General features: G+C 72.7%; 20 protein-coding genes. 9 read left to right on the top strand and 11 right to left on the bottom strand.

Annotated features, from left to right (window positions below; all coding sequences use genetic code 11):
* Nucleotides 1–69 precede the first annotated feature (69 nt).
* From ACLQ25_RS06110 to ACLQ25_RS06100, 3 genes are all read left to right on the top strand, one after another.
* Entirely contained in the window at nucleotides 70–2622 is a 2553-nt protein-coding gene (locus tag ACLQ25_RS06110) for a DUF4118 domain-containing protein (protein WP_425729914.1), read from the top strand.
* Nucleotides 2619–3299: a response regulator gene (locus tag ACLQ25_RS06105; protein WP_425729912.1), complete on the top strand. Its 681-nt coding sequence runs from the start codon at nucleotides 2619–2621 to the stop codon at nucleotides 3297–3299. Before ACLQ25_RS06110 ends, ACLQ25_RS06105 begins: the two co-directional genes overlap by 4 nt.
* 97 nt (nucleotides 3300–3396) lie before the next feature.
* Nucleotides 3397–5406, top strand: coding sequence for an FAD-dependent oxidoreductase (locus ACLQ25_RS06100; protein ID WP_425729910.1), 2010 nt, complete (start codon nucleotides 3397–3399; stop codon nucleotides 5404–5406).
* Here the strand turns inward: ACLQ25_RS06100 and ACLQ25_RS06095 are convergent.
* The 3 genes from ACLQ25_RS06095 to ACLQ25_RS06085 all read right to left on the bottom strand — a co-directional run bounded on the left by ACLQ25_RS06095 (nucleotide 5367) and on the right by ACLQ25_RS06085 (nucleotide 7211).
* Complete coding sequence (locus tag ACLQ25_RS06095; RefSeq protein WP_425729908.1) at nucleotides 5367–5735, bottom strand: SAV_915 family protein; 369 nt, start codon at nucleotides 5733–5735, stop codon at nucleotides 5367–5369. The genes ACLQ25_RS06100 and ACLQ25_RS06095 overlap by 40 nt on opposite strands.
* Entirely contained in the window at nucleotides 5732–6124 is a 393-nt protein-coding gene (locus ACLQ25_RS06090; protein ID WP_425729906.1) for a hypothetical protein, read from the bottom strand. Before ACLQ25_RS06090 ends, ACLQ25_RS06095 begins: the two co-directional genes overlap by 4 nt.
* A gap of 127 nt (nucleotides 6125–6251) precedes the next feature.
* A complete protein-coding gene (locus ACLQ25_RS06085; protein WP_425729904.1) occupies nucleotides 6252–7211 on the bottom strand; it encodes an SDR family oxidoreductase in 960 nt (319 codons plus the stop codon).
* Nucleotides 7212–7343: 132 nt separating this feature from the next.
* Between ACLQ25_RS06085 and ACLQ25_RS06080 the strand changes: the two genes are divergently transcribed.
* A complete protein-coding gene (locus ACLQ25_RS06080; RefSeq protein WP_425729902.1) occupies nucleotides 7344–8099 on the top strand; it encodes a dienelactone hydrolase family protein in 756 nt (251 codons plus the stop codon).
* 6 nt (nucleotides 8100–8105) lie between these two features.
* Here the strand turns inward: ACLQ25_RS06080 and ACLQ25_RS06075 are convergent, their stop codons facing one another.
* The 8 genes from ACLQ25_RS06075 to ACLQ25_RS06040 all read right to left on the bottom strand — a co-directional run bounded on the left by ACLQ25_RS06075 (nucleotide 8106) and on the right by ACLQ25_RS06040 (nucleotide 15269).
* Nucleotides 8106–9212: an L-dopachrome tautomerase-related protein gene (locus tag ACLQ25_RS06075; protein ID WP_425729900.1), complete on the bottom strand. Its 1107-nt coding sequence runs from the start codon at nucleotides 9210–9212 to the stop codon at nucleotides 8106–8108.
* Nucleotides 9213–9312: 100 nt separating this feature from the next.
* The gene (locus ACLQ25_RS06070; protein WP_425729898.1) at nucleotides 9313–10194 is read right to left on the bottom strand and encodes an SMP-30/gluconolactonase/LRE family protein; all 882 of its coding nucleotides are present in this window, start codon (nucleotides 10192–10194) and stop codon (nucleotides 9313–9315) included.
* 22 nt (nucleotides 10195–10216) lie between these two features.
* Nucleotides 10217–11158 carry a sugar kinase gene (locus ACLQ25_RS06065; protein ID WP_425729896.1) on the bottom strand — a complete coding sequence of 314 codons (942 nt, stop codon included), beginning with the start codon at nucleotides 11156–11158 and terminating at the stop codon, nucleotides 10217–10219.
* Nucleotides 11155–11775 (bottom strand): bifunctional 4-hydroxy-2-oxoglutarate aldolase/2-dehydro-3-deoxy-phosphogluconate aldolase, encoded by a 621-nt coding sequence (locus ACLQ25_RS06060; protein ID WP_425729894.1) that lies wholly within the window; start codon nucleotides 11773–11775, stop codon nucleotides 11155–11157. Before ACLQ25_RS06060 ends, ACLQ25_RS06065 begins: the two co-directional genes overlap by 4 nt.
* An 11-nt stretch (nucleotides 11776–11786) precedes the next feature.
* Nucleotides 11787–12641, bottom strand: coding sequence for a hypothetical protein (locus ACLQ25_RS06055; protein ID WP_425729892.1), 855 nt, complete (start codon nucleotides 12639–12641; stop codon nucleotides 11787–11789).
* Complete coding sequence (dgoD, locus tag ACLQ25_RS06050; protein ID WP_425729890.1) at nucleotides 12635–13780, bottom strand: galactonate dehydratase; 1146 nt, start codon at nucleotides 13778–13780, stop codon at nucleotides 12635–12637. Before dgoD ends, ACLQ25_RS06055 begins: the two co-directional genes overlap by 7 nt.
* On the bottom strand, nucleotides 13777–14487 hold the full coding sequence (locus tag ACLQ25_RS06045; RefSeq protein WP_425729888.1) for a FadR/GntR family transcriptional regulator: 711 nt from the start codon (nucleotides 14485–14487) through the stop codon (nucleotides 13777–13779). The genes dgoD and ACLQ25_RS06045 overlap by 4 nt, the downstream gene beginning before the upstream one ends.
* A gap of 35 nt (nucleotides 14488–14522) precedes the next feature.
* A complete protein-coding gene (locus ACLQ25_RS06040; protein WP_425729886.1) occupies nucleotides 14523–15269 on the bottom strand; it encodes an SDR family NAD(P)-dependent oxidoreductase in 747 nt (248 codons plus the stop codon).
* 159 nt (nucleotides 15270–15428) lie between these two features.
* Between ACLQ25_RS06040 and ACLQ25_RS06035 the strand changes: the two genes are divergently transcribed.
* The 5 genes from ACLQ25_RS06035 to ACLQ25_RS06015 are packed head-to-tail and all read left to right on the top strand — an operon-like array spanning nucleotide 15429 to nucleotide 22853.
* Nucleotides 15429–16724: an ABC transporter substrate-binding protein gene (locus tag ACLQ25_RS06035; protein WP_425729884.1), complete on the top strand. Its 1296-nt coding sequence runs from the start codon at nucleotides 15429–15431 to the stop codon at nucleotides 16722–16724.
* Between the two features lies 1 nt (nucleotide 16725).
* Nucleotides 16726–17643 (top strand): carbohydrate ABC transporter permease, encoded by a 918-nt coding sequence (locus ACLQ25_RS06030; protein ID WP_358096092.1) that lies wholly within the window; start codon nucleotides 16726–16728, stop codon nucleotides 17641–17643.
* Nucleotides 17643–18464: a carbohydrate ABC transporter permease gene (locus ACLQ25_RS06025; protein WP_425729882.1), complete on the top strand. Its 822-nt coding sequence runs from the start codon at nucleotides 17643–17645 to the stop codon at nucleotides 18462–18464. Before ACLQ25_RS06030 ends, ACLQ25_RS06025 begins: the two co-directional genes overlap by 1 nt.
* Nucleotides 18461–20548, top strand: a complete 2088-nt coding sequence (locus tag ACLQ25_RS06020) for an alpha-galactosidase (RefSeq protein WP_425729880.1) — start codon at nucleotides 18461–18463, stop codon at nucleotides 20546–20548. The genes ACLQ25_RS06025 and ACLQ25_RS06020 overlap by 4 nt, the downstream gene beginning before the upstream one ends.
* Before the next feature lie 46 nt (nucleotides 20549–20594).
* Entirely contained in the window at nucleotides 20595–22853 is a 2259-nt protein-coding gene (locus ACLQ25_RS06015; protein WP_425729878.1) for a glycoside hydrolase family 27 protein, read from the top strand.
* Nucleotides 22854–22955: the final 102 nt, after the last annotated feature.

Genomic DNA, 22955 nt, shown 5'->3' with positions numbered 1-22955 from the left:
CATCGCGGGCGGGGCCGTGCCGACCGGGCACGGCCCCGCCCGCCACTCTGACCAGGGAGGATGGTTCCCGTGCCACGCGGAGAACTACGCATCTATCTCGGGGCCGCTCCCGGCGTCGGCAAGACGTACGCCATGTTGGAGGAGGCCCAGCGGCGGGCCGCGCGCGGCACCGACGTGGTGATCGGTTTCGTGGAGACGCACGGCCGGCAGCACACCGCCGCGATGATCGGCGACCTGGAGCAGGTGCCCCGGCGCACGATGACCTACCGGGGCGCCGAGTTCACCGAGATGGACGTGGACGCGGTGCTGGCCCGCCGGCCGGAGATCGCGGTCGTCGACGAGCTGGCCCACAGCAACGTGCCCGGCTCGCGGCACGACAAGCGCTGGCAGGACGTCCAGGAGCTGCTGGACGCGGGGATCGACGTGCTGTCCACGGTCAACGTGCAGCACCTGGAATCGGTGAACGACGTCGTCGCGCAGATCACCGGCACCACCCAGCGGGAGACCGTGCCGGACGAGATCGTCCGCGCGGCCGAGCAGGTCGAGCTGGTCGACATGACCCCGGAGGCGCTGCGTCGGCGGATGGCGCACGGCAACATCTACCGACCCGACAAGATCGACGCCGCGCTGGGCAACTACTTCCGGGTCGGCAACCTCACCGCGCTGCGCGAACTGGCGCTGCTCTGGCTTGCCGACAAGGTCGACGAGCAGCTCGACAGGTACCGCAGCCAGCAGGGCATCGCCGCCACCTGGGAGGCCCGGGAACGCGTCGTGGTGGCGCTGACCGGCGGCCCGGAGGGCGAGACGCTGATCCGCCGGGCGGCCCGGATCGCCGCCCGCAGCAAGGGCGCCGACCTGCTCGCCGTGCACGTGGCCCGCAGCGACGGTCTGGCCGGCGCCGACCCGGCCCAACTCGCCCGCCAACGGGTGCTCGTCGAGAGCCTCGGCGGTACGTACCACCAGGTGCTCGGCACCGACGTGCCAGCCGCGCTGCTCGACTTCGCCCAGGGCGTGAACGCCACCCAACTGGTGCTCGGCGCGAGTCGCCGAGGCCGCCTCGCGCAGATCTTCGCCCGGGGCGTCGGGGTCACCACCACCGCGCTGTCCGGGACGATCGACGTACACCTGGTCACCCACAAGCAGGCCGGCAAGGGCCGGCGGGCGGCGGCCGTGCCGGCGGCGCTGTCCCGACGTCGCCGGCTGCTCGGCTTCGGCCTGGCGGTGCTCGGCATGGCGCTGCTCACCCTGCTGCTCAAGGCGCTGCCCGACCTGACGCTGACCAACGACATCCTGCTGTTCCTCGCCGGAGTGGTCGGGGTCGCGCTGGTCGGCGGGGTGTGGCCGGCGCTGGTCGCCGCGCTCGGCGGGTCGCTGCTGCTCAACTGGTTCTTCACCCCGCCGTACCGGACGCTCACCATCGCCGAGGCCGACAACCTGCTCGCGCTCGCCGTCTTCGTCGGGGTCGCCCTCGCGGTGAGCTGGATCGTCGACGTGGCCGCCCGGCGGACCCGCGAGGCCGCGCGCGCCGCCGCCGACGCGCAGACCCTCGCCGCCGTCGCCGGTGGCGTGCTGCGCGGCGAACGCCCGCTGGCCGCCCTGCTCGACCAGCTCCGCGAGACGTTCGGGCTGCGCGCGGTGAGCCTGCTGGAGCTGGCCGAGGAGGCGAGCGGCCGCCCCGAGCGGGCCCGCGAGGAACACGCCTGGTGCGTCGTGGCCAGCGTCGGTGAGCAGCCGGCCTGCACACCGGACGACGGCGAGACCGCGGTACCCGTCGACGAGCGCATCACCGTGGTGCTCAGCGGCCGACGGTTGGAGGCGGCCGACCGGCGGATCGTCGAGGCGTTCGCCGCCCAGGCCGCCGTCGCGCTACGCCAGGAACGGCTCGCCGAGGAGGCCGCCACCGCCCGGCCCCTCGCCGAGGCCGACCGGATGCGCACCGCGCTGCTCGCGGCGGTCAGCCATGACCTGCGTACGCCCCTGGCTTCGGCGAAGGCGGCGGTGACCAGCCTGCGAAGCCACGACATCGAGTTCGACGAGGCCGACCGCGAGGAGCTGCTGGAGACCGCCGAGGAGTCGCTCGACCGCCTCGCCCGACTGGTCGCCAACCTGCTCGACATGAGCCGGCTCCAGGCCGGCGCCCTGGGCATCACGTCGACGACCATCGGCCTGGAGGACGCCGTACCCCTGGCCCTGGACGAACTTGGCCCGGCGGCCGCGACCGTCGCCACGGACATTCCGGCCGACCTGCCGGCGGCCACCGCCGACCCGGGCCTGCTGGAACGGGTGCTGGTAAACGTCATCGCCAACGCGCTGCGCTACAGCCCGTCCGACCAGCCGCCCACGATCACCGCCAGCGCGCACGCCGGCCAGGTCGAGCTGCGGATCATCGATCGTGGGCCCGGCATCCCGGAAGACAAGTGGGAGCACGTCTTCCTGCCGTTCCAGCGCCTTGGTGACCGAGACAACCAGACCGGCGTCGGCCTCGGGCTCGCGTTGTCCCGGGGGTTGGCCGAGGCCATGGGTGGCAGCATCACCCCCGAGACCACCCCCGGCGGGGGTCTCACCATGGTGCTGCGGCTGCCCGCCGCCGCCCAGAGCAGCCCGGAGGAGCCGCAGGAATGACGCGCATCCTGGTCGTCGACGACGAACCGCAGATCCTGCGGGCCCTGCGGATCAACCTGCGCGCCCGCCGGTACGACGTGGACGTCGCCGCCACCGGGGCCGCCGCGTTGAAGGCCGCCGCCAGCCACCCGCCGGACCTGGTGGTCCTCGACCTCGGCCTGCCCGACATCGACGGTGTCGAGGTGATCCGGGGTCTGCGCGGCTGGACGGCCGTACCCATCATCGTGCTGTCCGGCCGGGCCGGCAGCGAGGACAAGGTCGCGGCCCTCGACGCGGGCGCCGACGACTACGTCACCAAGCCGTTCGGGGTGGAGGAGCTGCTGGCCCGCATCCGCGCGGTGACCCGGCGGCTCGGCGCGTCCAGCGAGGCCGTGCCGGCGCTGCGGATCGGCCGGCACACCGTCGACCTGGCCGACCACCGCGTGTGGAGCGACGACGACACCGAGGTCAAGCTGACCCCCACGCAGTGGAGCGTGCTGGAGAAGCTGCTGCGCCACCCCGGCAAGCTGGTCAGCCAACGCCAGCTCCTGCAGGAGGTGTGGGGGCCGGAGTACCAGAACGAGACCAACTACCTGCGGCAGTACCTGGCCCAGCTCCGGCGCAAGTTGGAGGACGATCCGACCCGCCCCCGCCACCTCATCACCGAGCCGGGCATGGGCTACCGCTACCGCCCCTGACCGTTGACACCCGCCCGCGGAGATTGAAGAATTTCGCTAGCAGCGGCAGCGGCGTGCTTCTGTAACCGTCCCCTCCGGTTACCCCTTGGAGTGCGCCGTGTCCCTGCCCCTGTCCCGTCGCCGGCTGTTGACCGCCGGTGGCGCCGGCCTCGTCCTGGCCGGCCTGGCCGACCCGTTCCGCGCCGGCCCCGCCCGCGCCGCCGTCACCACCGCCGACCTGGTCGTCTACGGCGCCACCTCCGGCGGGCTGGCCGCCGCGATCACCATGCGCCGACTCGGCCGCACCGCCGTGGTGGTCGAACCCACCAGCCACGTCGGCGGGCTGAGCACCGCCGGGCTCGGGGCCACCGACACCGGCGTCCAGGCGTCCATCGGCGGGCTGGCCGCCGAGTTCTACCGCCGGGTGTACGTCAAGTACCACGGCGGGACGCTCACGCCGACGTCCCCGCTGCGGATGACCTTCGAACCGCACGTCGCCACCGCCGTGTTCGCCGAGATGCTGGCCGAGGCGGGCGTCCCGGTGGTCGTCAACGCCCGGCTGTCCAGCCTCGGCCGCGCCGGCAACCGGATCACCGAGCTGCGCACCGAGGACGGCTCGGTCTACGCCGGTGGCGTGTTCGTCGACGCCACCTACGAGGGTGACCTGCTCGCGATGGCAGGGGTGAGCTTCACCGTCGGGCGGGAGTCCAACGACACCTACGGCGAGACGATCAACGGGGTGCAGTCCCGCACCACCCACCAGTTCGTCTACCCCGTCGACCCGTACGTGACGGCCGGCTCGCCGGCCAGCGGCCTGCTGCCGGGCATCTCCACCACCCCACTCGCGCCGCAGGGCAGCGGCGACGACCGGATCCAGGCGTACTGCTTCCGGATGTGCCTCACCCAGGCGGCCAACCGCATCCCGTTCGCCAAACCGTCCGGCTACGACCCGATCCGGTACGAGCTGCTGCTGCGCCACATCCAGGCCGGCTACACCGGGCCGTACTTCACCACCGGATCGATCGGCGGCGGCAAGACCGACTCCAACAACAACGGCGCGGTCTCCACCGACGACATCGGCTTCAACTACGCGTACCCGACCGCGAGTTGGACCGTCCGGGAGAGCATCATCGACGAGCACCGCACGTACCAGCAGGGGCTGATGTGGTTCCTGGCCAACGACCCCCGGCTGCCGGCGACCGTGCGCGACTCGACCACCCGCTGGGGGCTGCCCGTCGACGAGTTCACCGCGACGGGTGGCTGGCCACCGCTGCTCTACATCCGCGAGGCCCGCCGGATGGTCTCCGCGTACGTGCTGACCGAGGCCGACTGCCGGGGGCGGACGCGGGCCGCCGACTCGGTGGGCCTGGCCAGCTACACGATGGACTCCCACAACTGCCAGCGCGTCGTGGTCGACGGCCGGGTCCGTAACGAGGGGGACGTGCAGATCAGCGTCCCGCAGCCGTACCCGGTGAGCTACCGCGCGATCGTCCCGCACCAGAACCAGTGCGCCAACCTGCTCGTGCCCGTCTGCCTGTCGGCCAGCCACATCGCGTACGGCTCGATCCGGATGGAGCCCGTGTTCATGATCCTCGGGCAGGCGGCGGCGACCGCGGCGTCGCTGGCGCTCACCGGCGACCTCGCCGTGCAGGCCGTCTCCGTACCCGCCCTCCAGGCCCGGCTACGTCAGGACGGCGCGGTGCTCGACTGGGGAACGCCCGGCGAGGTGATCGTGGACAACGCCTCGACCAGCGGGATCACCCGGGCCGGGACGTGGCTGCGCAGCACCAGCATCGGCGGCTACCACGGCGCGGACTACGAGCACGACGGCAACACCGCCAAGGGCGTCAACCGGCTACGGTTCCGCCCGACGCTGCCCACCGCCGGCTCGTGGACCGTGCACCTGCGCTGGACCGCCGACCCGAACCGGGCGACGAACGTGCCGGTGGACATCGCGTACTCCGGTGGGGTGACCACCCGGACCGTCGACCAGCGGCAGTCCGGCGGCCAGTGGGTGTCGCTGGGCACCTACCCGTTCACGGCGGGCAGCGACGGGAGCGTGCTGATTCGCACGGAGGACACCGACGGCTACGTGATCGCCGACGCCGTGCGCTTCGTACCCGCCTGAACGGGCGCGGTCGGCGCGGCCCGGTCGCCGACGCTCGGGCCGAGCGGCGGCGCCACCAGCAGAGGATCGACCTGGATCCGGTCGATGCCGAGCGGACGCAGCATGCCGCGCAGCGCCGACTCGCACAGCTCCTCCCACGGCTGGTCGGCGCCCATCGCGGTGACCAACAGGTCGGATCGGGTGAAGGCGATACCCACCCGCTCACCCTGCGGCGTCCGCCCGGTCCGCACCGTTCCGACCGGCCGTCCGGGCAGCTCACGCACCGGAACGGCGTAGATTATCGGGCCGTCGTCCATGGCGGTCCTGTCCTGCGCGGCGGAGCGGCTCATGCGGCGGACACCGCCCACGCCGGAACCTCACGGCGTGGCTCGGCCGGTACGGACAGGTCGAGCGCGCGGAGGATGTAGTTGGCCTCGACCACCTCCACCCCGGCGCGTAGGCGCAGGTCGGCCACGGCCCGGTGCAGCATGGTCACGCTCGGCGCGGAGAGCCGCACCACGGCGTCGACGTCGGCGGCGATCCACCACGCGTCGACGGCGCACGGCTCGTGCCGCAGGTACTCGACCAGGTGGCTGCCGGGCGCGGCCGGGCCGAGTCGGACGCTGACCAGCGCCTCGTGTCGGCGTTGCGGCCCGCCCGCGCCGGAAGCCGGCTCGATCGGGTCGCTGTCGGGCGGTAGGTGCCCGCGTTCCCAGCGTGTCATCCGCCAAGGACTCATGGACCCATCGTCACCGCCCGACGGCGGCGAGGAGCCCGCCGATACGCCCTTTCGACGGGCCCGCGCCGATTCTTGACGCGTCGTTCACGCGGGCGCGTTCCAGCTCAGTGCTCGGGCATGTTGCCGCTCAGTACCCGACGCCGACCAGCCGCTCTGAGACGGTCCAGAGCCGGGCCGCGTCGTCGGTGCTGCGGGCCGAACGGTAGACGGTCAACTCGGTTGGCGCGCCGGTGAACTGCCCCAGACCGTCCGGCCCGTAGAACCGGCCGCCCTGCGCCCGTTCGCTGGTGGCCGCGTAGAGGGCGGGCCGCAGGCCGGCGTCCACCGACTGCACCAGGATGCCCCAGCGGGCCAGCCGGCTCATCAGGGCGTGGTGCGGCGAGGGCCGGCTGCGGCCCAGGTTGGGCCCGGACGCGTACAGGTTGGTCATCGTGGTGCCGGGGTGCGCCACGTTGCTGGTGACGCCCCAACCGCCGGCGCGACTGCGCCTGTCGAACTCCAGCCCGAAGTGCAGCGTGGCCAGCTTGGAGGCGTTGTACGCGCGGACCGCCCCGTACCGCCGGGTGCTCTGCAGGTCGTCCCAGTCCAGCCTGCCGGAGCGGGCGGCGCTGCTCGACATGGAGGTGACCTGGGCCTGTCCGGCCCGCAGCAGCGGCAGCAACCGTCCGGTCAGCGCGAAGTGGCCGAGGTGGTTGGTGCCGAACTGCAGCTCGAAGCCGTCGGCGGTGGTGTGTCGGGTGGGTGGCGCCATCACACCGGCGTTGTTGATCAGGAGGTGGATCGGTCGCCCCTCGCCGAGCAGTGTGTCGGCCAGTGCGGCCACCGAGTCCAGCGAGGCGAGGTCCAGCGGCCGGGTCGACACGGTGGCGCCCGGCGCGGCGGCCCGGACGGCGTCCAGCGCGGCGTCACCCTTGGCCGGGTTGCGGACCGGCAGCACCACCTCCGCTCCCGCGCGGGCCAGCCGCTTGGCCAGGGCGAGCCCCAGCCCGTCACTGCCGCCGGTCACCACGGCGAGCTTTCCGGTCAGGTCCCCAACGGTCTCATCGAGCACGACAACCTCCACGTCGCGGCGTCCTTCATCGGTCACCGACAACACTGGGCCGGTCGCCGCCCGGTATTCAGGGTGACCTTGTCCAGGGATCGCCGGTCCCTGTCTGGCCCACGCAGGTGGGGAGAGTAGCGTCCGGGACGGACCAAGATCGGCGTACGAGGAGGCTCGATGCAGACGACGACGGTGGACATCCCGACCAGCGACGGAACGGCGGACGCGAGCCTGACCCGGCCCGACGGTGACGGCCCGTTCCCGGCCGTGCTCCTCTTCATGGACGCCTTCGGCCCCCGCCCCCGACTGGTGGAGATGGCCGAGCGGATCGCCGAACGCGGTTACCTGGTGCTCACGCCCCACCTGTTCTACCGGGCCGGCCGGGCGCCACTGTTCGACCTGTCCCGGCTCGGCGAGGCCGACCAGCGAGGGGCCCTCTTCGAGAAGATCGTGCCGCTGATCGGGGCGCTGACCCCCGACGCGATCAGCCGGGACACCGACGCGTACCTGGACTTCCTGGCCGCTCGCGATGACGTCCGGCCGGGACCGGCCGTGATCACCGGCTACTGCATGGGGGGTACGAACGCGCTGCGGGCCATCGAGGCGTACCCGGACCGCATCGCGGCCGTCGCCAGCTTCCACGCCGGGCGGGTCGTCACCGACGCCCCGGACAGCCCGCACCTGGGCGTCGGCTCGATCACCGGCGAGCTGTACTTCGGGCACGCCGACGCGGACCAGTCCATGACGCCCGAGCAGATCGCCACCCTGGAACAGGCGCTCGACGCCGCCGGGGTGCGCTACCGCTCGGAGGTGTACGAGGGCGCGCACCACGGCTTCACGATGGCCGACACCCCGATGTACCACGAGCAGGGCACCGAGCGGCACTGGGCGGCCCTCTTCGATTTGCTGGACCGAACCCTGCCGGCGAGCTGACGCGGCCTACCCGCGGCGCAGCAGCACCGGGCCGGCGTCGATGCGGGTGCGGAACAGCGCGTACGGCTTGCGTCGCAGGTCCTGGCCGCGCTGGTACTGCGACTGCCTGTGCAGTTGGTTGGCCGTGACGTAGAGGTACCCGTCGGTGGCCACCGACATGGTGTCCGGCCAGAGCAGCCGCGGGTCGTGCACAAGCGTCTCGTACTCGCCGTCCGGCAGTCGACGCAGCACCGCATTGTGCTCGTACGAGGTGAGGTAGATTCGCCCCGCGTCGTCGCTCTCCAACCCGTCCGACGCGGTGCCCTTGTCGCCCTCGTCGACAACTGTCGCCGCGACCGCCTCCTGGGTGGCCGACGGGTCGGCCAGCGCCTCGGTGGAGACGCTGTGCAGGTGTCGGGACGCCAGCGGGCAGTAGTACAGCCGGGTGCCGTCGGCCGAGATGGCGATGCCGTCGGAGCCCATGGTCAACGGCTTCGGCGGGCCGTCCGCCGGCCGTTCGAGGAACGGTCGGCCCTCGACCACCGGCCGGAACGACGTCAGCGGCTCCGCCTTGGTGGACGGGTGGTCGTGCAGCCGCCGCCAGGAGGCCCCGCTGGCCAGGTCCACCACGATGATCCCGTTCGGCCCGGCGCTCGCCGAGTCGGTGATGTACGCGACCCCCGACTCGCCCCGCCGCAGGTCGAAGCGGACGTCGTTGAGGTACGTCGTCGGCAGCGCCACGTCCGCCGGAAAGGTGATCACCTGGGCGACCGTGTCGGTGTCCAGGTCGACCCGGACCAGCTTCGGGCCGCCCGGCTTCGTGGGCTGGAACATCGGGCTGCCGGTGTCCAGCACCCAGAGCCGGTCGGCCGGGTCCACCACGATGCTCTGCACCGACACGAACGCGCCCGCGTCGTCGTTGCCGGACGGGTCGTTCCACGCCTGGTCGGGGTAGGGCACCTCCCGGCCGTCGCGCAGCTCGACGACGGTGGCCGGCACCTCGTCACCCCACTTCGGGAAGTTGACGAAGATCCGGCCCTGGTGCGAGACGCTCACCCCGGTCGGCATCGGGCCGGTGAACGTGTGCACCAGCTCCAGCTCGCCGAGCGGCTCGTCACCGACCGGCCCGTTCATGACGTCCACCCCACGGTGCTCATCGGCTCGCTCCCCACCGGTCGGCTGTTACCGCACTTGAATACGGTTGTTCCCGCCCGGGCGTCCGATATGCCTGCGATCAGCTCAATGGTGCGCCGGCCCTCGCGGCGGGCAGGCCGGGCACCGGCACGTCCACCGCGAGCAGTGCGCCGTCCTGCGGGCCTGCCGCGTCCAGCCCCACCCGGGCGGTGCCGATGAAGAGTCGTCGCAGGTCGGGGCCGCCCAGGCAGATGCCGGCCGGCTGCTTGGCCGGCAGTCGGATCTCCCGGTCGAGGGTGCCGTCGGGCCGGTAGCGGCGGACCGCGGAGCCGCCCCACAGCGCGATCCAGAGGTGGCCGGCCGCGTCGAGCGTCATGCCGTCCGGACCGCCGTCGGCGGGGGACAGCCGCAGGAACGGCTCCCGCCCGCGCAGGTCACCGGTGGTGGGGTCGACGGTGAACCGGTCGATCTCGCCGCGGGGCGTGTCGGCCAGGTACATGGTGGTGCCGGCCGCGTCGAACGCCGGCCCGTTCGGGATGGTCAGCCCGGTCACCGCGGGGACCGGCTCGGCACCCGGGGTGAGGCGGAAGAGCGTGCCCCCGCCGGGCACCATCGCGTACGTCATGCTGCCGGCCCAGAAGCGGCCGTGCGGGTCGGCGACGGCGTCGTTCATCCGGGTCGGCTCGGGGGCGTCGTCGACCAGTTCGGCGACCGGTCGGGGGTCGCCGGCGGCGGGCAGCACTCTGACGCCGGTCCCGGCGGCCGCCAGCCATTCGCCGGGTCGATCGACCATCGGGGCGACCGCGCCGAGCGGCACGTCGATGCGGCGCAGCTCCCGCAGCGGGGTCGGGGCGTCGCCGTCGGTCTCCAACAGTCGCCCGGCCAGCAGGTCGACCAGGACCAGCCGGTCGTCGACCCAGCGCAGGCCCTCACCCAACTCCAACCGGTCGGTGCTCCAGACGGTCGGCTCGGTCAGCTCCATGGTGCTCCTTCGAGAGGGATCGTCAGCGGACCGTACCGCCGGGGCCGTGGTCGAGCAGCGCCAACTCGGCCCGGTCGGGCAGGCCCTCCCAGTCGCCCCTGGTGGCGACGGCGAACGCGCCGGTGGTGACCGCCCGGCCCAGTCGGGTCGAGGCGTCCGCGCCGTCCAGCCAACCGGAGAGCAGGCCCGCCACGAAGGCGTCACCCGCCCCGACGGTGTCCACCACCGGCACCGTCCGGGCTCGCCGGTGGATCGTGCCGGTCGCCCGGTGGCTTGTCGCTCCGTCGCCGCCGTGCTTGACGACGACCTCGCTGACGCCGGCCGAGAGTAGCGCCGTGGCCGGGTCGGGCGCGTCGGTCAGCACCGGCAGTTCGTCGTCGGAGGCGACCACCAGGTCGATCGAGGGCAGCAGCGGTCGCAGCGCCGCCGCGGCCTCGGTGACGGACCAGAGCCGGCTGCGGTGGTTGACGTCCAGGCAGACCGTGCTGCCCGCCGCGCGAGCCTGGCGTACGGCCTCCACCACCGCCCGGTACGGCTCGGTGCCCAGCGCGCAGGTGATGCCGGTGACGTGCAGCAGCCGGGGCGGCGGCCCGGGCGCGTCGAAGGCGCGGGTGACGTCGGCCGGGCCCAGCCGGGAGCCGGCCGAGCCGGCGCGGTGGTAGGTGACCCGGTTGATGTCGGCGACCCGGTTCTCGAAGAGGATCAGCCCGGTCGGTGCGGCCGGGTCGACCCGGGACCAGGTCAGGTCGACGCCCTCGGCGCGCAGCGTCCGGCGGACCAGCTCGCCCGGTTCGTCCCCGCCGGTGACACCGACCCAGGCGGCGTGGTGACCGAGCCGGGCCAGCCCGATGGCCACCGTCGACTCGGACCCGGCGACGGAGATCCCGGCGGTGCCGCCCAGCCGCAGCGGGCCGCTGGTGCGGAAGGCGGCCATCGTCTCGCCGAGCGTGAGCAGGTCGGTCATTGCCGTACCGCCGCCAGGAAGGCGGCGGCGCGCTCGCGCAGCGCCGCCAGGTCACCGCCGCGGACGGCGTCGCCGAGCAGCGGCGAGCCGACGCCGACCGCCACGGCTCCCCGGTCGAGGTAGCGCCGCGCGCCGTCCGCGTCGACCCCACCGACAGGCACGAACGCGGTGCCGGGGAACGGGTCGCGCAGCGCGCCCAGGTAGTCGGGCCCACCGAGTGCCGCCGGGAAGAGCTTGACGGCGGTGGCGCCGGCGCTGTTGGCCTGCACCACCTCGGTGGGGGTGAGCGCCCCGGCGAGCACCGGCAGCCCGAGTCGGGCGGCCTCGGTGACGCTCGGCGCCAGCGCCGGGGTGACGAGGAAGCCGGCGCCGGCCTCGGCGGCCGCCCGGGCGTCCTCCGTGCTGAGCACTGTGCCCGCGCCCAGGGCGAAGTCGGGCCCGAGGGCGGCCCGGGCGCGTCGGATGATGCCGAGCGCGTCGGCGCTGGTCAGCGAGACCTCGACCAGGGCGACGCCGCTCTCGGCCAGGGTGAGCACGGCGGTCAGCGCCGCGGCCGGGTCCGGGCCGCGCACGATGGCCAGCAACCGGTGGGTACGCAGCTCGTCGAGCAGGTTCATCGCGAATGTCCTCAGTGGATGCGGTGGGCGGAGATGGTGAGTCGCCAGGCGACCTCGCCGGCGGGTGGGACGATCGCCGCGTCGGCCGGACCGGCGTCGGCCAGGTCGAAGGCGCTGCCGAGCATCGGCTCGACGCCGATGCTGCGGTAGGGGCAGTCCTCCGGCCAGCCGCCCAGGTTGCGCCAGAGCGCGGTGCTGCGGGGCTGCCCGGCACACTCCAGCTCCAGGGTCAGTCGGTCGTCGCCGTCGATCACCTGGACCCGTGGGCAGTCGAGCAGCACCGCGCCGACCGCGGTCCCGTCGTCCGCGCCGAAGGTGTCAAGTGTCAGCCCGGCGGGAGCGGGCCACGGCCCGGTGAGCCACGGAGCGTCGGTTGGCCAGGTGCCCGGCGGCAGCAGGGCGGCGGCCTCCGGGTGCAGCCGGGTGGGGGTGCCGGCGGGCGCGTCGAGGTGAGCGTCGGGGGACAGGCCGAGCAGGGCGTGCGCGGCCCACACGAAGCGGTGACCGGGGTCGGCGGCCAGCCGGTAGTCGGCCACCACCACGCCACCGGAGTCGCTGATCCGCCGGGTCAGGGTGAACGTCGGCCGCTCGATGACCAAGGTGCCAGGGCCGCCGGTGTCGGGGCCGGCGGTTCGCCACGGGCGCGACCACACCTCGCCGTGGTCGGGCTCGCCGCGCACGGTGGGTAGGCACTCCTCCAGCCCGCCGGCATCGACGAACGCGTCGCCGGGGCGTACCTCATGGCGGCCCGGTTCCGGGCCCCGCCACAGCCACTGCCGGTTGCCGCCGCGCAGGCTGTTCCACCGGCCGCCGTGCGCCGCGTCGTACTCCACGCGCAGCGGGACCGGCGTCGCGCCGGTCACCATTCGGCGAACGACCCGTCGGCGTGCTGCCAGATCGGATTGCGCCAGGTGTGCGGGGTCTGCGTGGCCTTGCGGACCGCCGCCTCGTCCACAGTGATGCCCAGGCCAGGCCGGTCGAAGCGGGCGATGTGCCCGTCGACGAACCGGAACGGCTCCCGGTCGATGAGGTAGTCCAGCAGTTCGGAACCCACGTTGTAGTGGATGCCGATGCTCTGCTCCTGGATCAGGAAGTTCGGTGTCGCGAACGCCACCTGGAGGCTTGCCGCCAGCGAGATCGGGCCGAGCGGACAGTGCGGGGCGAGCAGCGCGCCGTACGTCTCGGCCAGCGCGGCGATCCGGCGGACCTCGGAGATCCCACCGGCGTGCGACAGGTCCGGCTGGACCACGGCAACCCCTGCCTGCAGCGGGGTGAGGAACTCGGATCGGCCGTAGAGGCGTTCACCGGTGGCCACCGGGATCGGCGTGCCGGCCACGATGTCGTGCAGGTGGTGGGCCTGGTCCGGCAGGACCGGCTCCTCCACGAACATCGGGCGCAGGGGGGCCAACTCGGGCAGTACGCGACGGACGGCGGCCAGCCCGGCGCGGCCGTGGAAGTCGAGCGCGATGTCCCGGTCCGGGCCGAGCACCTCCCGGGCGGCGGCGACCCGATTGATGATCGCGTCGACCTCAGCCGAGGTGGGGATGGCCGAGAGCCGACCGCAGGCGTTCATCTTGACCCCGGTGAGGCCGGCGGCGACCTGTGCGGCGGCGGCGTCGGCGACCTCGTCGGGCTCGTCCCCGCCGATCCAGGAGTAGATCCGCACCTTCTCGCGGACGGGTCCGCCGAGCAGGGCGTGCACCGGGGCGCCGTACGCCTGCCCGGCGATGTCCCACAGTGCCTGGTCGAGGCCGGCGACCGCGCTGGAGAGGATCGGGCCGCCCCGGTAGAAGCCACCCTTGGTGAGCACCTGCCAGTGCTGCTCGATGCGCAGGGGATCCTCACCGATCAGGTATTCGGAGAGCACCTCGACAGCGCTGCGCACCACCTCGGCGCGGCCCTCGACGACTGGTTCACCCCACCCGACGAGCCCGTCGTCGGTCTCCACCCGGCAGAACAACCACCGTGGCGCGACCAGGAACGTCTCGATCCGCTCGATCTTCACTGACTGCCCCTTCGTCCCCGTGCCCTCTCGACGTCGCGGACGGCCTTGTCCAGCAACTCACGCATGGCGGTCTCGGCCGCCGACTCGTCCCGCTCGCGCAGCGCGTCGACCACCGCGCGGTGACTCGGCACCGGGTCGTCGTGCGCGGCGCCGCCGTGCACCAGCCGGTCCCGTTCGGCGAGTCCCGTCTCCATCACGACCTCCATGCGTTCCAGCAGCTCGTTGTGGGTGGCGGCGAGCAGCGCGCGGTGGAAGGCGAGGTCGGCGGCGACGGCGGCGGCGGGGTCGCCGTCGGCCTGGGCCATCTCGGTCAGCGCCCGGTCGAGGGCGGCCACGTCGTCCTCGGTCGCCCGGCTGGCGGCCAGCCGGGCGGCGGCGGGCTCGATGATGGCGCGTACCTCGTGCAGCTTTTCGAGCAGGCGCTCGTCGGGGCCCTCGGCGAACTGCCAGCGGATCACGTCGCCGTCGAGCAGGTTCCAGTCCGCGCGGGGCCGGACGAAGGTGCCGCGCTTCTGCCGGGCGTCGACGATGCCCTTGGCGGAGAGGACTTTCAGCGCCTCGCGCAGAGCGGTCAGGCTGACGTCGAACTCCTCCTGGAGCGCGACGATGTTCAGGGTCGCGCCGGCAGGGATCTCACCGGTGAGGATGCGACGGGCGATCGCCTCGACGGTCTGCCCGTGCACACCGCGGCGTGCGTACTGTGCCAATGCTCCTGGCCTTTTCGCTGGTCGGTATCGATCTCTCAGGCCGAGGCTTTCACCGCTGTCCAGCCACCGTCCACCACAAGGCTCGCGCCGGTGACGTAGGCGGCGTCCGGTGAGGCGAGGAAGGCGACTGTCGCGGCCACCTCGTCCGGGGTGCCGAAGCGTTTCGCCACGGTCTCGTCGACGCTGCGCTGTCGGTCCTCTTCGGACACGTCGGCCCAGGCGGCGGTGAGGATGGGACCGGGCAGCACCGTGTTGACCCGGACCTGTGGGCCGTACTCGACGGCGAGTTGGCGGCCGAGCGCGACCAGGCCGCCCTTGGCCGCCGCGTACGCGGGCCGGCCGGGCAACCCGACCAGCGCGTGCACCGAGGAGATCAGCACCACCGCGCCCGCGCGCGCCCGCAGGTCATCCAGGCAGGCGCGGACGCCGAGGAACGAGCCGGTGAGGCTGACGCCGATCTGGTGGTCCCAGGACTGCCGGCTGGTCTCGTGGGCCGGGGCGACCCGCACGGCGTAGGCCGTGCTGACGAGGATGTCGATCGGGCCGAGGTCGGCCCGCACAGCGGTCACGGCGGCCGTCCAGTCGGCTTCGTCGCTGACATCGCCCATTACGGACAGTGCGCGGTCGCCGCGGGCGGTCAGTTCCGCGGCCAGCGGGGTCGTGTCGGCGACGTCGAGCAGTGCGACAGCCGCACCCTCGCTGGCGAGCCGCCGGGCGATGGCCGCGCCGATCCCACCCATCGCACCGGTGACCAGCGCGTTCTTGCCCTCAAGCCGGCGCATAGGCTGATCCACCTGACCCTCGCCTTGGTCTCGTCTAATCATTAATTACGAAGATATCTTGACAGTCGGCGACGGCCGATGCAACCTTCTGGTCACACACATTCACATGGCCGACACATCGCGTCGTGACGCTGCGTGTCGTAGAGGAAGGACACCACCGTGAGCGACTTCGACCCCGGTCGCCGGCGATTCCTTGGCCACCTCGGGCTCGCCGGCCTGGGTGCGCTCGGCGCGAGCTCGTTCCTCAGCGCGTGCGCCAGCTCCGCCAGCGGGCCGGCGGCGGGCAACGGCTCGGGCGGGATCACCATCCAGTCGAACCTCTCCTCGCCGCAGGCCAAGGCGGCAATGGAGAAGCTGATCGCGAACTTCAACGCGCAGGGCAAGGGCACGGCGAACCTCAACACGATCGCCTCGGAGACCTTCCGGACCCAGCTCCCGACGTACCTCACCTCGGCGAACCCGCCGGACCTCTACACCTGGTACGCCGGTTCGGTCGCCAACGACTACGCGAGCCGCAACCTGCTGCTGGACGTCTCGGACGTCTGGAAGTCACTCGACGACTACCCCCAGTCGCTGCGCACCCTCTCCACCGACGCCAGCGGCAAGCAGATCTTCGTGCCGATGAACAACTACTGGTGGGGCTTCTTCTACCGCAAGTCCAACTTCGCCAAGTGGGGCGTGCAGGAGCCGAAGACCTGGACCGAGTTCCTGGCGGTCTGCGAGACGTTGAAGAGCAAGGGCGTCCCCCCGATCGGCATCGGCCTCGGCGACACGCCGTGGGTCGCCTCGGCCTGGTTCGACTACCTCAACATCCGCATCAACGGCGCGTCGTTCCACCGCGAGCTGCTCGCCGGCAAGCAGCGCTTCGACGACCCGAAGGTCAAGGCGGTCTTCACCCGCTGGCGGGAGGCCCTGCCCTACTTCGACCCCAAGGGCAAGGCGTACCCGTTCCAGGAGGCGACCACCGCCCTGCTGGCCGGTAAGACGGGGATGTTCCTGATCGGCACGTTCTTCGCCGACGCCGCCCCCAAGGACGCCCTCGGTGACCTGGACTTCTTCCGGTTCCCGATCATCGACCCGGCGGTGCCGCTGGCCGAGGAGGCGCCGACGGATGGCTTCTTCGCCAGCGCGAAGACCGCCAACCCGACCGGCACCAGGGCCCTGCTCACCTACCTGGCCTCGACCGAGGCGCAGGAGGCGTACGTCAAGGCCAGCTCCGGCATCGTCCTGCCGGCCAACCCGAAGGCCAAGGCGTCCGACTCGCCGCTGGTGGTCAAGGGCAAGGCGATGCTCGACGAGGCCAAGGAGCTGACCCAGTTCTTCAACCGCGACTCCAGCGACGCGCTCCAGCCGACCGCGGACACCGCGCTGACCAAGTTCATCGACAAGCCGGACCAGATCGACGCGATCCTGCGGGAGTGGCAGGCCGGCGCCGAGAAGGTCTTCAAGGGCTGACGTGACAGCAACGATCTCCACGACTTCGGTCACCCCCATCCGGCGGCGGCGACGGTCGGCGCGACTGTCGCCGCTGCTGGTGGCGTTCGTCCTGGTGCCGTTCGCGGTCGAGAGCATCTGGGTGTTCTGGCCGGCGCTCCAGGGCTTCTGGTTCTCGCTCACCCGCTGGGACGGGATGTCGTCGCCGGCCTTCGTGGGCACCGACAACTACGTCGAGCTGGCCGGCGACGCCACCTTCCGGGGCGCACTCGTCAACACGGTGATCTGGCTGGTGCTCTTCGGCGGCCTCTCCGTGCTGGGCGGCTTCGGCATGGCGCTGGTCCTGCAGAAGGAGCGGCGCGGGGTCGGCTTCTACCGGGCGGCGCTGTTCACTCCGGTGGTGTTCTCGCTGGTGGTGACCGCGCTGGTCTGGCGGGTCTTCTACCAGCCCGACGGCATCGCCGACACGCTGCTGCGGGCCGTCGGGCTGGAGAGCCTGATCCGGCCCTGGCTCGCCGACCCGCAGACCGCGTTGTACGCGGTGATCCTGCCCGCCCTGTGGCGGCAGATCGGCTACGTCATGGTGCTGTTCCTGGCCGGGCTCAAGGCCATCGACCCGGCGTTGCACGAGGCGGCCCGGATGGACGGCGCCAACTCCTGGCAGCGGCTGCGGCACGTGACCATTCCCCAGCTCAAGGGGGTCAACGCGGTGGTGCTCTCGGTCATCGTGATCGACTCGCTGCGCTCCTTCGACATCGTCTGGTCGCTCACCAAGGGCGGCCCGTACCACTCGTCGGAGCTGCTGAGCACCTACATGTACTCGACCGCGTTCCAGAGCCTACGGCTGGGCTACGCCTCGGCCATCGCCGTCGTGATCTTCGTGCTCGCGTTGGCGGTCATCCTCGGCTACCTGGTCCGCGCGTTCCGGGAGGAAGCGTGATGAACAAGCTCCGCACCGGAGCATTCCACACCGGCATGATCCTGCTGTCGTTGCTCTGGCTCGGGCCGGTGCTCTGGGTCGTGGTGATGTCCACCCGATCGTTCGACGACATCGCCGCGCACGGGGTGGGCAGCCTGCCCCGGTCGTTCACCCTGGACACCTACCGACAGGCGTGGACCGACGGCGGCGAGCTGCGGGCGCTGATCAACAGCATGGTGGTCACCGTCCCGTCGGTGCTGTTGAGCCTCGGCCTCGCGGCGATGGCCGCGTTCGCGCTGAGTCGGTTCCGGATCCCCGGCCGGCGGACGATCCTGCTGTTGATGCTCGCCGGCAACCTGCTGCCACCGCAGATCCTGCTGATCCCGGTGGCCAAGTTCAGCGAGCTGACCGGCCTGTACGACACGCTCTGGGCGCTGATCGCGGTGCAGGTCGGCTTCGGGCTCGGCTTCTACACGTTCGTCCTGTACGGGTTCATGCGGGACCTGCCGGGCGAGATCCAGGAGGCGGCCACCATCGACGGCGCCGGCACCGCGCAGATCTTCACGAAGGTGATGCTGCCGCTGACCCGCCCCGCGCTGGCAGCCCTCGGTGCGCTCTCCTTCACGTGGATCTTCAACGACCTGCTCTGGGCGATCACCGTGCTGCGTACCGACGACAACATGCCTGTCACCCCGGCGCTGCTCGGCCTCCAGGGCCAGTTCGTCTCGTCCTGGAACGTCATCGCCGCCGGCACTGTCATCGCGGCGGTGCCCACCGTCGCGGTGTTCCTGCGCTTCCAGCGGCACTTCGTCTCCGGTCTGGCGCTGGGAGCGGTCAAGTGACCGCCGCGACCGGGCGGCGCTGGACGCTGCGCGGCGCGCACACCGAGTACACAGTCACCGTGCCCGCGCACGGCCGTTGGCTGGAGCTGGTCGCGTGGGGGCCGCACGGGGTCTCGGACGGGCCGTCGCCCGTCGCCTACGACGGCCCGGTCCCGTTCCTCACCGCCGGGGACGCCGCCCCCATCGAGTACGCCACCGACGCCGCCCGCCCGTTCACCGGCGCCGACCTGGTGGTGGAGACCCCCACCGGGGCTCGCCGGGTGGGCCTGGGTCACACCGACGTGGTGGCCGACGCCGACCAGCGGGGGCTGGCCGTCGGGTTCGCCGACCCGGTCACCGGGCTTCGTGCCACAGTCCACTACCGGGTTCCCGCCGGCACCGACGTGGTGCAGAGGTGGGTCGAGCTGAGCAACGACGGCACCGACCAGCTGCGGGTCATCCGCGCCGGGTCGGGTGGGTTCTGCGTACCCACGCCGCACGGCGCGCTGCTCAGCCATCAGTGGGGGCAGTGGTCGCAGGAGTTCCAGCTCTCCCACGTCGAGCTGGGCCACGGCAGCTTCAGCATCGGCAGCTCCCAGGGCGTACCGGGCCACCTGCACGTGCCCTGGCTGGCCGTCCGCGACACCGCCGAGCCGACCGGTCCGGCCTGGGGGATGGCGCTGGCCTGGACCGGGTCGTGGGAGATCAGCGCCGAGCGGGACACCGGGGGGCTGACCCGGGTGCGGGCCGGCCGCCAGCTGGTCGACGGTCCGCTGGAGCTGGCCGCCGGCGAGTCACTGACCCTGCCGGTGGTCACCGGCGCGTACAGCCCGGACGGTTTGGACGGGCTGGCCCGGGTCTGGCACACCCACCAGCGGTTGCTCGCCGCCGACCGGCTCACCCCGCGTCCGGTGCTCTACAACTCGTGGGAGGCCACCTACTTCGCCGTCGAGGCGCAGAGCCAGTTGGCGCTCGCCCGGATCGCCGCCGAGCTGGGCGTGGAGACGTTCGTGGTGGACGACGGCTGGTTCGTTGGCCGGAACGACGACACGGCCGGGCTCGGCGACTGGACGCCCGACCCGGCGAAGTTCCCAGCCGGCTTCGACGCGTTCATCGCCGAGGTCCGCGCGCTCGGGCTGAACTTCGGGCTCTGGGTCGAGCCGGAGTGCGTCAACCCGAGGTCGGCGCTCTACGCCCAGCACCCGGACTGGGTCTACGCAGTCGACGGCCGGCCACTCACCCCGGTCCGCAACCAGTACCTGCTCGACCTGGGCCGGCCGGAGGTCGCCGAGTTCGTGCACTCCACAGTGGACGGCCTGCTGCGCCGGTACGACATCGACTACCTGAAGTGGGACTTCAACCGCCCGCGTACCGAGCCGGGACGGCCGGGCGGGGTCGGCCCTGTTGACCTGGACGGCGCGCACGTCGCCAACCTGCACCGGATCTACGAGCGGCTGCGCCGGGACCATCCGGGCGTGCTGATCGAGGCGTGCGCGGGTGGCGGCGGGCGGACCGACCTGGCGATGGCCGCCCGCGCCGACGTCTTCTGGCCCAGCGACAACACCGGCCCACTCGACCGGTTGGCCATCCAGTACGGCTTCCTGCACGCCAACGCCCCGCACCTGCTCAGCTCCTGGGTCACCGACGCGCCAGGCCTGTTCGACAGCCGACCGCGAACGCTCGCGTTCCGGTTCGTGCTGGCGATGGCCGGGGTGCTCGGCATCGGCGCGGACATCCGGGCCTGGACCCCCGCCGAGCGGGTCGAGGCGGCCGGCTGGATCGCCCGCTACAAGGAGATTCGGGATGTGGTCACGCACGGCGAGGTGCACCTGATTGGCGGCCCCGACCAGGCCCGCTGCGCCGTGCAGTACACCGCGCCGGACCAGCGGCGGGTGGTCGTCCTGGCCTGGCACACCGGCCGGCTCGACGGCGTCGGCCTGCTTCCGTCGCGCCCGGTGCGGCTGCCGCTGCACGGTCTCGATCCGGCGGCCCGCTACTCCGACGGCGAGCGGCACTACTCCGGCAGTCACCTCGGCGCGGTCGGCCTGCCCGTGCCTTGGAGCGCGACCCACGACGCCGACCTCATCGTGCTGACCCGCGACTGAGCTCGGAGCACCACCACCCCCACCCCCGAGGGACAGGAGTACCCCCATGCGCCTGAACCGACCGCTGACCGCGGCCCTGGCCGTGCTCGGCCTGGGCCTGGCCAGCCCCATGCCGGCCATGGCCGGCCCACCGCAGGCCGGCCCACCGCAGGCCGGCCCACCGCAGGCCGGCCCACCGCAGGCCGGCCCACCGCAGGCCGGCCACGGTCCCGGTCGCCCCGGCCACACGCCGGCCAGCGCCGGGGCCGAGGGCCAGGGCGCGCCCACGTTCTTCGACAGTGGGCTCGCCCCGACGCCCTACCAGGGCTGGAACACCTACTTCGGCCTCGGTGGCGATCCCACCGAGGCCGAGGTCAGGTCGGTCACCGACTACATGGTCCACAGTGGCCTGCGCGACGCCGGGTACACGTACGTCTGGATCGACGGGAACTGGGCCGCGCCCACCCCGCGCGACGGCGCCGGCAAGCTGGTCGCCGACCCGGCCCGCTTCCCGGGCGGGATGGCCGCGCTGGCCGCGTACATCCACAGCAAGGGCATGAAGGCAGGCATCTACACCGACGCCGGCCCGTACCTGCCGGGGCAGTGTGGGCTCGGCAGCAACGGTCACTACCAGGCCGACGTCGCCCAGTTCGCCGGTTGGGGCTTCGACGCCCTCAAGGCCGACTGGCTGTGCGGCCGGGCCGCCGGTCTCGACCCGGAGGCCACGTTCCGCGAGCTGGCCGACGCGGTACGCCAGTCGCCCCGGCCGATGCTGCTCAACATCTGCAACCCGGTCAGCTCGGACTGGGGTGGCGGCCCCTACACCCCGGAGCAGCTCTCCACCTGGAGCTACACGTACGCGCCGTCCATCGCCGACTCGTGGCGGACGTACACCGACGTGGGGCTCACCGACCCGACGCCGCAGTGGGCGTTCCCGTGGGTGCTGCGCAACATGGACGTCAACGCGTACCACCCGGCGGCCACCGGGCCGGGGCACTACAACGACCCGGACTACCTGCTGCCGATGCGCCCGCTGCCGGACGGCGGGTACGAGCTGAGCCTGGAGGAGTCCAAGACCCAGCTTGGCATGTGGGCCATCATGGCCGCGCCGCTGGTGATCGGCTCCGACCCGCGCGGTCTGCCGAGCGGGATGATCTCGGCGCTGACCAACCCGGAGATCGTCGCGGTGGACCAGGACCCGCTGGTCCGACAGGGCGTCAAGGTCGCCGACACCGGCACCGACGCGCAGGTGTGGAGCAAGGTGCTCACCGGACCCGGCAAGCGGGCGGTCGCGCTGCTGAACCGGCACGACACCGCCCAGAAGATCACGGTGACCTTCGCTGATGTCGCGCTCGGCGGTGCCGTCCGGGTCCGTGACCTGTGGGCCCGCGCCGACGTGGACGCCCAACCCGCCACCGCGGGCGTCCAGCCCTTCACCGGCTCGTACACGGTCGACGTCCCGGCGCACGGGGTGGCCATGCTGGGCCTCACCGGCACCGAGCAGGTCGCCGGCACCAACCTCGGCGGCACCGCCAGCGCCAGCCCCGCGCTGGTGCGGGTGGACGACACGCACGCCACCGCCTTCGTCCGCGACGCGCAAGGCGCGCTGGCCGTCAACACCCGCTCCGGTACGACGTGGGGAACCGCGTGGACCTCGCTCGGCGGCCCGGTCGGCGGCCGGATCCTCGGCCAGCCGGCCGCGTACGCCTCGACGAACGGCCGGATCGACGTGTTCGTCCGCGGCACCGACAACGCCGCCTGGCAGCGCAGTTACGTCGGCGGGACGTGGGGGCAGTGGCAGAGCCTCGGCGGCACGCTCACCGACGGGCCGACGGTGGCGTGGACCAGCCCGACGCAGTGGACGCTCGTCGTCCGTGGCGCCGACGGCAAGCTGTGGACGCGTACCCCGACCAGCGGCTGGACCGGCGTCGGCGCTCCAGACGACCGTCCGGTCTACGGCCGGCCGAGCGCTGTCGTCGACGACGCGGGCGTGCTGCACGTGGCCGTCCGCAGCCGTACCGACGAGGTGTGGTGGCGCAGCCGGACCGGCGCCACCTGGTCGGCCTGGACCAACCTCGGCGGCACCACCAGCGGTAGCCCGACGCTGCTCGCCACCTCCGGGCGGGTCTATCTGTTCGCGCTGGCAGCCGACAACCGGCTCTGGCAGCGCAACCTGATCGACGGGGCGTGGGGCGGCTGGTTCCGTCGTGGCGAGTTCGCCACCGACGCGTTCCGGGGCGCCCCGGGGGCCGCCGCGGGCGCCAACGGCAGCGCCTGGCTGGCCGTGCGCGGCGCGGACGACCGGGTGCACCAGATCGTCCTCTGATCCGCAGGGTGGCGGGGGGCCGCCCGGGGGGCCCCCCCCCCCCCCCCCCCCCCGGCCGGGGGGGGGCCGGCCCGGGGCGGGCCCGGCGGGGCCCGGGGCCGG

This window comes from Micromonospora sp. DT44 (assembly GCF_049841635.1).
GTDB lineage: Bacteria > Actinomycetota > Actinomycetes > Mycobacteriales > Micromonosporaceae > Micromonospora.
Note: the sequence above shows the minus strand (reverse complement) of the source record. Positions and strands in the feature narration are given on the sequence as shown.

Coding starts and splice junctions, on each gene's coding strand:
- ACLQ25_RS06105 (WP_425729912.1), top strand. CDS start 2,619: ATGACGCGCATCCTGGTCGTCGACGACGAACCGCAGATCCTGCGGGCC.
- ACLQ25_RS06095 (WP_425729908.1), bottom strand. CDS start 5,735: ATGAGCCGCTCCGCCGCGCAGGACAGGACCGCCATGGACGACGGCCCG.
- ACLQ25_RS06090 (WP_425729906.1), bottom strand. CDS start 6,124: ATGAGTCCTTGGCGGATGACACGCTGGGAACGCGGGCACCTACCGCCC.
- ACLQ25_RS06080 (WP_425729902.1), top strand. CDS start 7,344: ATGCAGACGACGACGGTGGACATCCCGACCAGCGACGGAACGGCGGAC.
- ACLQ25_RS06075 (WP_425729900.1), bottom strand. CDS start 9,212: ATGAACGGGCCGGTCGGTGACGAGCCGCTCGGCGAGCTGGAGCTGGTG.
- ACLQ25_RS06070 (WP_425729898.1), bottom strand. CDS start 10,194: ATGGAGCTGACCGAGCCGACCGTCTGGAGCACCGACCGGTTGGAGTTG.
- ACLQ25_RS06065 (WP_425729896.1), bottom strand. CDS start 11,158: ATGACCGACCTGCTCACGCTCGGCGAGACGATGGCCGCCTTCCGCACC.
- ACLQ25_RS06060 (WP_425729894.1), bottom strand. CDS start 11,775: ATGAACCTGCTCGACGAGCTGCGTACCCACCGGTTGCTGGCCATCGTG.
- ACLQ25_RS06055 (WP_425729892.1), bottom strand. CDS start 12,641: ATGGTGACCGGCGCGACGCCGGTCCCGCTGCGCGTGGAGTACGACGCG.
- ACLQ25_RS06040 (WP_425729886.1), bottom strand. CDS start 15,269: ATGCGCCGGCTTGAGGGCAAGAACGCGCTGGTCACCGGTGCGATGGGT.
- ACLQ25_RS06025 (WP_425729882.1), top strand. CDS start 17,643: ATGAACAAGCTCCGCACCGGAGCATTCCACACCGGCATGATCCTGCTG.
- ACLQ25_RS06015 (WP_425729878.1), top strand. CDS start 20,595: ATGCGCCTGAACCGACCGCTGACCGCGGCCCTGGCCGTGCTCGGCCTG.